The organism is Francisella marina (genome assembly GCF_008369785.1).
GTDB classification, from domain to species: Bacteria; Pseudomonadota; Gammaproteobacteria; order Francisellales; family Francisellaceae; genus Francisella; species Francisella salimarina.
This window is the reverse complement of the sequence record NZ_CP043552.1, coordinates 530257-544397: the sequence shown is the minus strand read 5'-3', so window position 1 is coordinate 544397 and position 14141 is coordinate 530257. Positions and strand designations below refer to the sequence as shown.

Here is a 14141-nt window from a genome sequence, read left to right as displayed (position 1 = left end):
GCTACTTACTCCAACATCTTCTCAATTGGTAAAACTAATATAGAACTAGCACCAGCTTCTTTTAACTTCTCTAAAGTTCCCCAGAAAACTCCCTCTTTGGTAACCAAATGTATCGCAACTTTAGTATCCCCATATAAAGGCATTATAGTTTGACCTTCATGTCCAGGTAGAATATGAGCAATCGTATCTATCGAATCTTTATCTATGTGAAACATAATATATTTACGCTCTTGAGCATGCTTTACACCCTCAATTCGTCTAAGTAATAATTGATAATATTCTTCTAATTCATCTCCAAAATTTTCATTTGAGCGAATTAAAATAGCTTGGCTTTTCATTATTGTATGAATTTCTTTAAGATTATTCTCTTCTAGAGTTCGACCAGTAGAAACCAAGTCACATATTGAGCTAGACATCTGAAGATTCGGAGCTATCTCAACTGATCCTGAAATAGATAGAGGATCTAGATTTAAATTATTCTCATCTGAAAATTTCTGTACTAGATAAGGATATGATGTTGCGATACGAGTATTCTTAAGTGTATTAATATCATCGCTAGCATCATTAGGAACTGCTATAGATAATCTACAATATCCAAACCCTAATTTCTTAGTTTTGATAATATCATTCTTTTTACTGGTATCTTTTATACTTAGTAAGTACTCTTCTAAAACATTCTCACCCACTATCCCAAAATCACATACATTGCCATTAACTAGAGTTGGAATATCATCATCTCTCACAAAAAGAAAATCAATTGGAGCATTTATTGAATGGCATAACAAGTTACTTTTACTTGAGAACTCTACTTTAATACCTATTTTGTTGAATAATTCCATAGAATTGTCATATAGTCTACCTTTTTTTTGTACAGCTACTCTTAATCTTTCTCTCATTTTAGCTCTCTCTATTAGTTTTATTATAGATAGTATTGTAACCATTAGTCCCGTAACTAAGACATCTTGCAACTCTGCTAATAGTTGTAAGGCTAACTCCTGTTTCAGCATGTATCTGCCTATAAGGCTTATCTTTTTTTAGCTCTTTAACTACTCTCCAACGTGCAGCCATTGCCATCAAATCTACAGGCGTACATAAATCTTCTAAAAAAAGCTTAGCTTCTTCGACAGAATCAAAGTTTGTAAAGACCTCGTAAAGATCATGCAGATTTTCTTCATTATTTTTTATTTCAGACATCTATTATTCAATTAAATAATGTATTAATGTACTATCATAGTAGTACATAAGAACAGCAAATACAAACAAAAATATTGGCTAATATAATATATTTACTAATTAGAGAAAAATATTACAGAAATAAGGGCTTTACTCTTCTAACTCGATGCCTTTAGTCTCAGGCATAGTTGCTATGATAATAACTATAATTATAGAAGCTATTAGAGCATAAAAACTAGGAGCAACATTACCGAAATACATAACTAACGCTGCTGATACCATTGGTACAGTTCCTCCTAACAATGCATTACTTATATTATATCCAGTTGCTACACCACTAAATCTTAGATGTGTTGGAAATAGCTCATTGATTGTGACTACAAATGTCGCTGTAGCTGCTGATATTAATAACATTATCACAGTCATAACTAATGTTATAACAATTTGTGAATCTGTATTAGTCATAATATAAAATGCGGGTATTATTAAAACTCCAATCCCAATACAAGATATTAATAATACTTTTTTTCTACCAATTTTATCTGATAGTCCACCCCATATTGGAGCTGTTGTAAAATAGAAAAAAGCTGCAATCATAGACATCAGCATTGCTGTGTGTACAGAATAACCCAAATCACTTTTTAGGAATGTTGGTATAAAGCCAGAAACCATATAGTATACAATTCCTAAATAGCCTGCTAAAGCAAACACAATAAAGATTTGATAAGGATATTCTTTAACTGCAGAGACTACAGGAGTATCATCTAACATCCCATCTTCTTTTGATTTAAGATACTCAGGAGACTCATCTGATGCAAACTGAAGTACCAAAACAACAATAGCTAGTATCGCCCCAACAATAAAACAAATTCTCCAACCATAAACATGCATCTGATCAGAATTTAAAAAACTTGTTAAGATATAGACTATAAATGTACCTAAAAAGACACCTAAGCCTGAGAAAAACGTACCAAAAGCAGTAATCAACCCACGCTTACTATCGGGTGCACCTTCACTTAATACTGCAAGTACACCATTATATTCACCACCTATTGAGAAACCTTGAATCATTCTAGCCAGGAGAATAATTATCACAGATGCAATTCCCAAACTTCCATAACACGGAGTAAAAGCTATCATAGCAGTAGATATAAACATCAGCGCCACAGTAAATATTAATACATGCTTACGCCCTTTTTTGTCCCCGAGATTACCAAAGAAAATCCCGCCTATGGGTCTCATCAAATATCCAGCAGCAAACAATCCAAATGTTTTTAATATAGCAACAGAAGAATTATTATCCGGAAAAAATGTTGCAGAGATATAAATAGTTACATACGTAAATAGAGCAAAATCAAAATACTCTACAGTTGTTGCAAAACCTGCAAATATTATATTTTTGGGAGATACCTTTTTTTGCATTTCATCAATTTTGAATTTATTTTTAACTATTATGATGAATAATAATTTAATTTGCAAAAATACTCTTATATCATTGTTTTATAAAAACTTTTTTATTTACTATAAAAATGAGATATATAAATATAAAGCTTGCAACTATTATACTTGCTATAATCGGTATGTTGAGTCCAGGCTTTGCTAACAAAAGTACTAGTTCAAGCATTGCAAGCATTAGTCTAAAGCAAAAAGCTATTGAAAATGTTCAATACAGTATCTTTAACCAAAAAGCCGCAGATACATATTTGCATAATGCTATAAATGCTCTTGAATTAGCTATGAAGCAAACTGATCCTGATAGCAAAGAGCTCCTACAATTAGGTTTATCATTGTTTTCTCTTCAGATTGAAACAAAAGAATATAACCAAGCTGGTGAAACTCTGGATATGCTGGTAGAAAATTTCCCTGACAACCCTATTGTACAAATATATGACTCAGCATATTCATATATTTTTGATTTTAGTAATTTTAGAAAAACATTTGCTAAACTAGAAACATCTAAATGGCCTGAAATGCCAGTATATATAAATGCCTTTGATATTATCAAAAGAAGCTTTAATTTACATATAAATACTAACGCCAACCAAATACAACTTACACGAAATTCTATACCTGTAATTGTAATTTTAGGATCTCCGTTAAACTCTAATGCAAGTATGAATGAATATTTAGTAAGAAGGCTATTCAAAGGGTTAGATGCATACTATAGGTTTTCAAATGCAAGAATTATAGTCAGCGGTGGTCGAGTTACAGGAGGTAAAACAGAATCTTATCAAATGAGACAATGGCTAGTTAATAGTGGTGTACCCTTAGATAAAATCATACTAGAAGACCAATCTTTTAATATGGTTTGGCAAGGAGTCAATACTTTTTCAACAATAAAAAATATGAACCCTAAACCTACTGATATTATTTTAGTTGATTCAACAGCGAATATTAGAAGAGCTAGTGCTATATTTAAACAGGAAGCATTTGACAACAATATGCTGGATATAAAGATTCATAATTTAGCCTCAGAGACTAAAGGATATAACATAATGTATCCTCTTACAGATTATGAAAAAGTAATGATTATCAAAGATACTCTTAGAGCCGCTGGAATATGGGAAATGCCAGGAATGATTTTTTAAATCTTATAAAGAGATTTAATTTATGGTAATTTTTTTATATTATCTTGTAATATTTTTTAACAAAACCTAAATATGAAAGTCTCAAAAAAAATTATCCTAAGCTTAATAATTATAATTTCACCTATCTTATCATTTGCAGATCGATCAAATAACTTCAATCTTGATATCCTGAATAACCAACAAACTGCAATAGCAAATATTCAGTATGATTTGAGTGTTTCGACTGATGATAAAAATGATGGCTCTATTACTCAAAGAGGCGACCTACAAGGCTCAATTAACTCTTTAAAAAGTGCTCTTAAAGAATCTAAGCCCAATAGTTATATCAGTACACAGCTTACCCTTGCATTAGCATCTTTAGAAATATCTAATAATTCAGTAAATGATGCCAGAAAAACATTAAGCTCTCTTGGCACTATAAAATCTTATAATAACCCGATATTACAGATATTCTTAACCGCATATTCTTTAATTTGGAACCCTAATAATTTTGATCAAAATATTACTATTCTTAAAGAATCTAGATGGTCAAAAATGCCTCGCTTTATACAAGCAATACAAACTGCTAAAACTAACTTCAAATTAGGCATAAACTCAAAATTAGATCAGTTAAAAAACATTGATCAAAATTCTTTAGCAATAGTTACATTAGGATATTCATTAAATGATGACGGCACCATGAGCAATATATTAGTTGATAGACTAAAAATAACTCTATCAGCATATAAAAAATACCCTAATGCGATAATCATAGTATCAGGTGGCGTTGCTCACGAAGGTGTAACAGAATCATATCAAATGAAACAATGGTTAATTAAGCATGGTGTTTCTGCACAAAGCATAATACAAGAGGATCAATCAACTAGCACTGTCACCAATGCCATTAATACGATAAATATAATCAAAAAAATAAATAGACCTGTTAAAAATATTCTACTAATAAGCTCTGACTCTCACATTCGTAGAGCAAACTCTATTTTTGAGCAAGAAATTTACAATGCTAAATTACCTATCAAAATGTCTAATATAACTGCTAGAACAAATTATGATATTGATAAACCAGCACAGCAACAAGAAAAAATACTAATAATCAAAGATACTCTTAGAACAGCTGGAATATGGCAAATGCCAGGTATGGTTTTCTAGTCATTACCTTCAAATTCATCTATAAACTTCTGAGCTGCAGCAATTCTTTCTTTACATAACTGATAACTTTTTGAGGCTTGTTCTAGCATTGGTGCTAATTCATCTAACAGAGCAGGATTATCTTGTTGCTCTTGAAGTTTTTCATTAATCTCTTCTAATATTTGATAATTTTTTGCAAATTTTTTACTTTGAGTTGCCATTTTCTTTCACCTCTACTTGTATATTTCCATCGGCATAAACTATCTCTAAATCTGAGTATGCTTGTGCTTGTTTTTGAGTTGTTATATATTTGCCATCTGTTGTCTTTGTCAAGCTAAAGCCTCTTTTAAGAGTTGGCTCTATTGATACAGATAATATCTGCTTATAAAGAGATTCGCTTGTTTGATTATAGTATTTTAAAATATTTCGAGCTGTATTAGTTGACTGATTATATGAATTATAAATGTTATTTTCATAACTTCTTATCAAGCTTTTTGAGCTTGATAATATATTTTCATGCATAGTATTCACGGTTTTATCATATAGCTTAGTAACTCCCCTTGCTATAGAAGTAGATTCTTTATAGTTATGATCAACACTTTGATTCATTTGATAGAGATAATGTTCTATACGTGTTTTAAAATTATGATACAGATTATCTAATTGATGTTTATTTTGTTTAGCTAAATTTTTAGTAATTCTTACTATCGATTCATAATTATATTTAGCGTTTATTGCATTATCAATAATTGTATTCGCTATATAATTTATAACCTTAGATGGCGTATCAAATCTTTTTGTACATATCTCATCTAAAACTGTGCTATCTCTTTCATGTCCTATACCAACTAGCACGGGAATTTCACTATTACAAATACTTTCAGCTGGTAGTATATTATTAAACCAGTCAAGATCAGCCTGAGAACCCCCTCCTCGGATTAATACTATCGCATCATATTTATCAGCCATTGTTGCTATCTTAGAAAATGCTGTTGAGACACTTTTCGCACATTCTGCACCTTGCATCTTTGCTTCATATATATCAAAGTTACATAAACTTAAATCTTGTAATTTATCAGCCTCTTCAAAGAAATCTCCTTTACCTGCAGCCGTTATACTTGTGATTACTGCAACATTGGTAAAATCATCTGGCATATTAAGAACTTTATTTCTCTCTAAAATACCTTTTCCGGACAAGCTTTGTAGAATCTCAATTTTACGAGCTTGCCTATCACCAAGTGTAAAGGCAGGATCTATATCTATTATATTTAGACTAAGTCCAAAACTAGTATGATAATTTACACTTACCCTAAATAAGACTTTCATATCTGTTTTTAGAGTTTCTCCAGTAGCTTGACTAAATTTACTATGGATATAATCAACTTTATTTGCCCAACAGTTACATCTAATTTTAGCTATAGGAAATTTACTAACACCATCATGCTCTATAAGCTCACCATAGTAATGTTTACCAGATCTACGCCATTCAGATAGCTCTGCAACTACCCAAAAACCTTCATAGCCGAAACTCATTTCAATAGTACTTTTTATAAGCTCAAGAAACTCGCTTAACTTCAATGATTCTTGCATAATAGTATTAATTGGAAAGTTTAATTGAGATAAATTCTACACTTACGAAATTATTATACAACTGTTATCAAACTAGCTAACCTCGAGATCTAAAATATTTTTATTGCCTATCAAAAGTTGCCGTAATTTCATAAACATCAACACTCTCTTCATTAGCTACTCCCATAAAATGAGTATCAGGACTGAATATAAGCTGAAGAGGCTTATCTTTTAGATAAAATGCTTGAGATAAGACAAACCCATTAAATACTTGTATAGCCGATTCACTCATTATGGCTGTAACTTTATCGACATGCTCCACATCAATAAGGGAAGCATCAAAACCTCTTTGCAAAATAAGTTTATCTTCTATCGCATTTGTTTTAGCGTTAATCTCTCTAATATCAAAGCTATACTCATATGCTACTAGAAACATTTGTTTTTCATCATATGCATATATTTGATAAGGCTCTAGCTCCAGATTAACACTTGATGTAAGTCTCACTCCCACACCATTAAGTAAATACATTTTTAAGGCTCCTTGACTAAGTCCAGAATCACCATTTTTTAAAGCTACTACCATCCGTAGTGTTTTCTTGTCTTTATCTTTTAGTATTCCAAAATCCTTAATCGTATTACCTGGATAATCCACTAGTTTACTAGAGCGATTAATTGTGCCATCATTCAAAATATCATATTTATATATCTGCTCTTTAGATCTAACATAAACATAATCAAAGCCTGTATCAGCATAAAACTTAAATCCAAGTGGAATATAGCTCAAAGACTTAGAGTCCGTCTTATCTAAACTCCCATCATTCCCTATGTTAAATATAATTAAGGAGCCTTTATTACTATCTTCTTCGTGTGTCAATACATAAATTTTACTGTTAAACTTTTCAACAGCTATAATATTCTGGGTTATATGTTCACTTGATATCTGTGAGTTAACTCTACTTGATATAGGAGACACGCCATATTCAGAGATTATATGCTCTGAAAACAAATATAATCGGGATCCATTTTCAGAGATAATCGCTTTTAAGACTTTGCTACCAATATTAGTTTCACTATCAAAACAACTAGAAGATACAGCACTATTACTTATTGAATAGTTTAGCTTTATAGCACTACTGCAGTACTGTGTTCCTTCACGATATATTGAGTATAGTCTAGAGTTTTTTCCTTCTGACATAGCTAGTGTTTGAACATTAGGCTCATATACTGTACTTATATAACCTGGCTGAGCCTTATGATTATCTTTACTGGCACGAACAAAGCTAGCTTGAGTATTAGTACTAAAAAATGTTAACAATATGCTTATACAAAATATTTTTTTCACCATACTCATAAATTGTAATATCTACATAGTTTTATTAAGTAGTATTTGCAAGTATACATGACTATGAAAAATATTTAAGTTTATCTAAGTTATATATCAAACTAGAAGTTAGATAGCTATTGTAGACAAACTCATCTTTGACCAAAATAACAAAAAAATGCTATATTAAGCAAAATATTTTATAAAAAATAATGAATTTAGTAGTACTATGAATAAAACAAAAATAGGCTTTGCAAGTATAAATAATATAACTACAGAGGAAATAAATACTCTTGTCAAAATTATTAATGATGCCTATAGGAGTGCTGAAGGAGATCTATGGATAGATTCTGCAAAAAGAACAACTTTTAATGAATTAAAGACTCTAATTAATAATAATCAGATAATTATCGCAACAAATAATAATCAGATTATCGGCTCTGTAAAAGTCACAAGACTCTCAGAGAGTATAGCTGAACTTGGAATGCTTGCTACTGCCTTTAACCATAGGGGGCTTGGCATTGGTACTAAGCTTGTGAATGCTGCAGAAAATTGGGCAAAGAATAATGGCTTTAAAATAATGCAACTTGAACTACTTACCCCTAAACACTATATTAATCCAAGCAAAGAGGTTTTGAAAAGATGGTACACCAAATGTGGATACATACACCACTCTATAGAGCCATTTAAAAGCTTATTCCCTGATACATACCATCTATTAGCTGTAGAGTGCGACTTTAATATCTATCACAAGTCACTAGTCACTCCTTTAGACAAAATTTTATAACGTGCTAGTTACATCAAAAACTTTAACGTTTATCGACAAAGACTCTCCACCTCCTCCTCGGTAAATTGTTCCTGCTGTCGGCGTAGCATCAATATATGTTCTACCACATGCAATACGTACATGATCACTATTAACTTCACAACCATTTGTAGGGTCATATCCTATCCAGCCAATCCACGGTATATATACCTCCACCCATGCGTGCGTAGCGTCACTCATCTCAGTATTATTATAGTGACCACCATTAAATATATATCCTGAACGATATCGAGCAGGTATACCTAAAAGCCTTGCTAAACAAATAAACAGATTTGAAAAGTCTTGACAAACACCTTGCCTAGTAATATATACATCATAAGCAGTTGTGGCAAAATTAGTAGAGCCTGAGACGTATTTATATTCGTAATAGATTGTTTTATTAATATCATCTAGTACCGCCATAATATCACTATCATTCCTTTTGACAAAAGATACAGCATAATCCATCAACTCTTCAAGTTGAGTTTGTGGCAACTCTACAGACAATAGATATGGAGTCATCATCTGCCTCTGCCATGGCATCCATGAGATTGGCATAGTTGTACGAGAATTAATAGACCTTTTACGCACACTATGATCATTACTCACAGCAATTTTTGTCTTCATTTCTATTGTAAATTCTTTATAAGATTCTTTAGTTTTGAGAAACACAACGTCATTACCAAAAACATCAGTATATTCTTCTTTCTCGCAAGCAACTGATATTTTAAGATCATAATTGAGTATACGCTGTTTTGCATCTACAATTGGTTTCATACGAATATCATGTTTACTTAAATTCACTGGAAACTCATAACTGTATTTTGTAGTATGAATAATGTCTAAAACTCTTTCTGAGCTTTCAAAAACTTTATTCTCAACTGGAACATTTAATCGCTCAGGCTGGTATGTATGCCCTCCATAATTACTACTACTTTTATCACTATTCCATACAACACGACCATGAGAAACAGCTACCATTTGACCTGGCAATAATTTTCTCCATGTACCGTCAACGTTTGTATTATTTGAAAATATTGTATAAGTTCTAAGCTCATCTCCATACAAGCCTGTTGCTACATTCACATAACCAATATCTAAATTATTACTATTTGTCGGAGGGTAGAACTTTTTATAATAAATTGGATTAAAATCCTCCTTATCTTGATAAACTACTGTTATATCACCATTAGAAAGAACCAAGTTTACTTGACCAACCTCATTTATCTGCTTCAATAAGTCATAAACATAAAATAGATTATCGTCATTTAGCTCTCTAATATTTTTTTTTCTAAGTTGAGAAAGAATCCAGCATAATATATATTCTGAATCAGTTTTACCGACAGGTTCATAGTCAGAAAAGTTAAGGCATAACGTATTTTGATACATCCTATTTAAATCGCCGTTATGAACAATAGTCCACTCTTTACCTGCATGAGGTTTCATAAATGGCTGAAGATTTAAATCAGTTTTGTCAAACAAACTATGACTATAAATATGTCCAATAAAAGTGCTAGAACAAAAGTTTGGATTGTTGTCAAACAAAGCACGTAAAGCTTCTACATTTTCAACATGATTATCTTTCATAATCGATACAGCATTATGATTATCATGATACCATCCTATACCCCACATAAATTCTTGTAAGGTTGCGGTATCATCTGCTAAAAAGTTAATTCGTGGAGATATTGGGCAATCTGAAGATATAGCCAAGATATTACTAAACATTAAATATTTTTCCTTTTTTATTTCTACCCTTCTAACATTGCTACGTAGAAATCTACATCAGATATAAAGAATTCTTTTGAAATAATAGTTGTAAGTTGTGCCATTGAGTTTATCAGATATGTAATAAATTCATGATTTTTTTCTAGCAATGACTCAGTAGCATTACTTTCAAAGTATTTTATAATTTCCTCTACTTTTGTTCTAGATTGCATACCTATACCTGTCGAATGATATGACATCCTTTTTAACACAGCAAGACAATCATTTAAACAAAAAGTAACTGTTCTAGGATAATCATCTGATTTCAACAAGAACTCCGCTACATCTTTTCTGTTAACGTCAAAATCTGCTTTACGCATAAATGCGTCTTTTGACATTGTATTTAACAACATCTCCTGCCAATACTGTGATTCATCTGTAGTTTCATTCTTTGACGCGAGACTTATATGTCTATGATGATGTATATCACCTAATCTCAATGTAAAGTCAACTCTCTCAATAAGCATACCTAACTTCATAAAGTTATAAGTATCATTCCTTAGAATAAAATTATGATAAAAACCTATCCACAAGAAGCAAAACTTAATGATTTTTTTACAGAATTCATCTAGATTTACTACAGAAAATCTATGAGTTTCAGCTGAATTAATCCACAACCATAGCTCATTAATCTCCTCCCACATATCTGCAGCTATCAGATCTCTAATTATCCGAGCATTTTCACGTGCAGAAGATAATGATGAATATATCGAAGATGGATTTTCTTTATCCCAAATCAAAAACTCTTGTATCTTTCTTGCGTTAGACTTTGCACTGTAACCATATTTTTTAATAAATGCCTCTTTACCGCCTAATACCACTACTAAGGGATACCAAATATCTTCAGCATCACCATATATCTCAAGTTCGACGTTATATGCCACTTCAATAGCATTAGTTAACATCTGAACTCTTTCAATATTTCTACTTAACCAAAAACAATTTTCTGCTGTACGAGATATCATCATTTCTTATCTCTCCCTAAAACCCATGTATCTTTCGAACCACCACCTTGACTAGAATTCACAACATATGATCCTTCTTTAAGAGCTACTCTTGCAAGCCCTCCTGGTAGTATCCATGTATCTTTACCAGTAACTAAAAACGCTCTCAAATCCACCCTTCTTGGCAATACCTTACCATCGATAAATGTAGGACTTGTAGATAACTCTACTAATGGTTGAGCTATATATGCTCTCGGCTTTTCTTTTATTTTAGTAGCAAACTCTTGTAACTCCTCTGCACTAGCCTGTGGTCCAATAAGCATCCCGTAGCCTCCAGAACCATTAGCTTCTTTTACAACTAATTTATCAAGATTACTCAAAACGTAATTTCTATCATCTTCTTCACTACAAAAATATGTTTTAACTTGGGCTAATATTGGCTTTTCGTTAAGATAATATTCAATCATTTTGTGAACATACGGGTATATTGCTTTGTCATCAGCAATACCATTACCTACAGCATTTGCTAAAACTACATTACCAGCCTTATATGCCTCTATTATGCCAGGTACTCCAAGCATACTTTCAGGATTAAAGAATTCCGGATCTAAAAACTTATCATCTATTCTTCTATAAATTACAGTTACAAGCTTAGGTCCTTTAGTAGTTTTGAGATATACATGATTATTATGTACAAAAAGATCTGAACCTTGTACTAGCTTACATCCCATTTTACGTGCAAGATAGCTATGTTCAAAGTATGCTGAATTATATTGTCCCGGCGTTAAAACTACACTTAAACCTTTTTTACCGTCTACAACCGGAGAAATACTAGATAGTGCTTTTCTCAATTCAGTTGGATAATCCACTACTTTTTTGATATTAGCATTTGCAAATGCCTCAGGAAGTACTTTCATTAGAGAATTACGATTTTCTAATACATAAGAAACACCAGATGGAGTTCTTACATTATCTTCTAATACCATAAAACCACTTTCATCTTTTATAAGATCAAGTCCTGCAATATGGCAATATACACCATGTGGAGGCTTCACGCCTCTCATCTCGGGTAGATACTCTTCTGATGATTCTACAAGCTCTCTTGGTATCACACCATCTTTTAATATTTTTTGCTCGTCATATATGTCATTCAAAAAAGCATTTAGTGCTTTAAGACGTTGTTTTAATCCTTTCTCAAGCTCAGACCACTCTTTTTCAGAGATTATTCTGGGAATTAAATCAAATGGAAAGATCTTTTCTGTACCTTGAGTATCACTATAAACCGTAAAAGTAATTCCATTTTTTAGAAAAGAAGCATCTACAAACTTCTGCTTTTCGTATAAAGATTCTACACTTAACTCATCTATAGTTTTAATTGCCTGAGAAACATCACCACGCACATGACCTTCATTAGAAAAAATTTCATCATACACTCCAGGATAAGGAGCGTAACCTGAAAAAATACTATCATTAGACATATATGAGAGACCTCCAAATAAAATAATCTAACAAATTCATAGTATAATAAATACTTATTTTTGTATACAAAAAAATTACTTTTATATAAACAATACATTAAAGTTTAACTAATTTTCGCGCACTTGTAGTATAAAGACTACCTAGTTTCTATAAAACAATATCTCCTTATAATTGAAAAATATTAATATTGCTTTGACTACCAACACCTATGAAATTATTTGATAGAAATAAACTACTATCAGAAGTCTCATTTAGAAATAAGTTTGATAATAAATAACCCTCTTTTAAATCATAAACGACTACCGAGCTTGAATATACCACAGCAACAAGACTATTGTTTTGCAACAAACCTACAAAATTCCCATTAACCTTATATTCATCACCCAACAACTTTACGCTTTCATCAGTACCATTAATAAGCTTAGATTTAAAAGCTACTAAAACTTTACTCTGTCCACTGAACTTATCTTTGTATGTGACTATTTTCAGAGGTAAATCTTTATAAACTCTATTATTTGTTTGTCTCACTATACCACTTGAAAAATTATATGTATTAACAAAACCTATTTCTAAACCTTCATTACCAGAATGACCAACCAGCAAAACTTTGCTTTCAGTAGAGCTTTCAGTTATTACAGAAAAATCAGATATTTCTCCAGAAGGTATAGTTATTATTTTTTCATTTTTAATCACTTTTCCATTTCTTAAAAAACTATAAAAATAAATGCTTTTATTACTTTGTATATATACACTTTCAATACTGTTAAACACTATTTTTTTAGGCTTATACCTCAATACGGTAATATTAAGCTCATCTAATGATCCATCTGTATTAACTCTATAAATTATTAATTTACCTTTTTGACTTTTGTCACTTGCAGTTAACAAATATAAATATTTTCCTTCATCTACTAATTTAGCATCTACAATTTTTTGTATAAATCGCTTTCTAAAAATTTGTCCTTTTATTCGATCTGTAATAGGAGAAATGTTGTAAGCAACTATATTATAATTTGATAATATATAAAAAGTTTTTCCGAAATTATCCAAAATTATTTTATTAACTTTATTGCCAACAACATATTGATTACCAAAACAGCTTGTTGTTGAACCAGTATTATTAATTGAATATGAAACCTTTGTAACACTGAGACAATAATTATCACTTGGTCTAAATATTGAGAATAGTTTTGTGCTATCACTAGTAATAGCTGTTGCTTGTATATTTGGCTCAGCTAGAGATGTGATATATCCAGGTTGAACTATATGATTATCTTTAGCAATTTTTACATAATACGCTTCAGAAAATTGTGAAAAAAACAAAATCACAAAAGTAACGAATATATTTTTCATTCTTGGATACCATAATA

Annotated in this window: 13 protein-coding genes; 3 read left to right on the top strand and 10 right to left on the bottom strand. The window is 31.3% G+C overall.

Annotated elements, in window-relative coordinates; genetic code table 11:
- Positions 1 to 5: 5 nt before the first annotated feature.
- From hisG to F0R75_RS02755, 3 genes are all read right to left on the bottom strand, one after another.
- A complete protein-coding gene (gene hisG, locus F0R75_RS02765; protein WP_149368429.1) occupies positions 6 to 896 on the bottom strand; it encodes an ATP phosphoribosyltransferase in 891 nt (296 codons plus the stop codon).
- A 1-nt stretch (position 897) separates the two neighbouring features.
- Positions 898 to 1194, bottom strand: coding sequence for a YerC/YecD family TrpR-related protein (locus F0R75_RS02760; protein ID WP_013922936.1), 297 nt, complete (start codon positions 1192 to 1194; stop codon positions 898 to 900).
- 129 nt (positions 1195 to 1323) lie between these two features.
- Positions 1324 to 2595 carry an MFS transporter gene (locus F0R75_RS02755; RefSeq protein ID WP_149377193.1) on the bottom strand — a complete coding sequence of 424 codons (1272 nt, stop codon included), beginning with the start codon at positions 2593 to 2595 and terminating at the stop codon, positions 1324 to 1326.
- A 107-nt stretch (positions 2596 to 2702) separates the two neighbouring features.
- Here F0R75_RS02755 and F0R75_RS02750 point away from each other — a divergent pair, with 107 nt between their 5' ends.
- Together F0R75_RS02750 and F0R75_RS02745 are read left to right on the top strand one after the other, a co-directional pair.
- Complete coding sequence (locus F0R75_RS02750; RefSeq protein ID WP_246145970.1) at positions 2703 to 3761, top strand: ElyC/SanA/YdcF family protein; 1059 nt, start codon at positions 2703 to 2705, stop codon at positions 3759 to 3761.
- A gap of 72 nt (positions 3762 to 3833) precedes the next feature.
- Entirely contained in the window at positions 3834 to 4907 is a 1074-nt protein-coding gene (locus tag F0R75_RS02745; protein ID WP_149368431.1) for a YdcF family protein, read from the top strand.
- Here the strand turns inward: F0R75_RS02745 and xseB are convergent.
- The 3 genes from xseB to F0R75_RS02730 all read right to left on the bottom strand — a co-directional run bounded on the left by xseB (position 4904) and on the right by F0R75_RS02730 (position 7806).
- Positions 4904 to 5107 (bottom strand): exodeoxyribonuclease VII small subunit, encoded by a 204-nt coding sequence (gene xseB, locus F0R75_RS02740; RefSeq protein ID WP_004287964.1) that lies wholly within the window; start codon positions 5105 to 5107, stop codon positions 4904 to 4906. The genes F0R75_RS02745 and xseB overlap by 4 nt on opposite strands.
- Positions 5091 to 6476 (bottom strand): exodeoxyribonuclease VII large subunit, encoded by a 1386-nt coding sequence (xseA, locus tag F0R75_RS02735; protein ID WP_149368432.1) that lies wholly within the window; start codon positions 6474 to 6476, stop codon positions 5091 to 5093. The genes xseB and xseA overlap by 17 nt, the downstream gene beginning before the upstream one ends.
- A gap of 100 nt (positions 6477 to 6576) precedes the next feature.
- Entirely contained in the window at positions 6577 to 7806 is a 1230-nt protein-coding gene (locus F0R75_RS02730) for a hypothetical protein (protein WP_149368433.1), read from the bottom strand.
- Between the two features lie 199 nt (positions 7807 to 8005).
- On the opposite strand from F0R75_RS02730, the gene F0R75_RS02725 reads away from it, so the two are divergent.
- The gene (locus tag F0R75_RS02725) at positions 8006 to 8563 is read left to right on the top strand and encodes a GNAT family N-acetyltransferase (RefSeq protein WP_149368434.1); all 558 of its coding nucleotides are present in this window, start codon (positions 8006 to 8008) and stop codon (positions 8561 to 8563) included.
- Here the strand turns inward: F0R75_RS02725 and F0R75_RS02720 are convergent.
- The 4 genes from F0R75_RS02720 to F0R75_RS02705 all read right to left on the bottom strand — a co-directional run bounded on the left by F0R75_RS02720 (position 8558) and on the right by F0R75_RS02705 (position 14124).
- Positions 8558 to 10309 carry a class II glutamine amidotransferase gene (locus tag F0R75_RS02720; RefSeq protein ID WP_013922928.1) on the bottom strand — a complete coding sequence of 584 codons (1752 nt, stop codon included), beginning with the start codon at positions 10307 to 10309 and terminating at the stop codon, positions 8558 to 8560. The genes F0R75_RS02725 and F0R75_RS02720 overlap by 6 nt on opposite strands.
- Positions 10310 to 10332: 23 nt before the next feature.
- Positions 10333 to 11253 carry an alpha-E domain-containing protein gene (locus F0R75_RS02715; protein WP_232215367.1) on the bottom strand — a complete coding sequence of 307 codons (921 nt, stop codon included), beginning with the start codon at positions 11251 to 11253 and terminating at the stop codon, positions 10333 to 10335.
- A 59-nt stretch (positions 11254 to 11312) separates the two neighbouring features.
- Positions 11313 to 12770 (bottom strand): circularly permuted type 2 ATP-grasp protein, encoded by a 1458-nt coding sequence (locus tag F0R75_RS02710; protein WP_149368435.1) that lies wholly within the window; start codon positions 12768 to 12770, stop codon positions 11313 to 11315.
- 166 nt (positions 12771 to 12936) lie between these two features.
- Positions 12937 to 14124 carry a hypothetical protein gene (locus F0R75_RS02705; RefSeq protein ID WP_149368436.1) on the bottom strand — a complete coding sequence of 396 codons (1188 nt, stop codon included), beginning with the start codon at positions 14122 to 14124 and terminating at the stop codon, positions 12937 to 12939.
- Between the last annotated feature and the right edge of the window lie 17 nt (positions 14125 to 14141).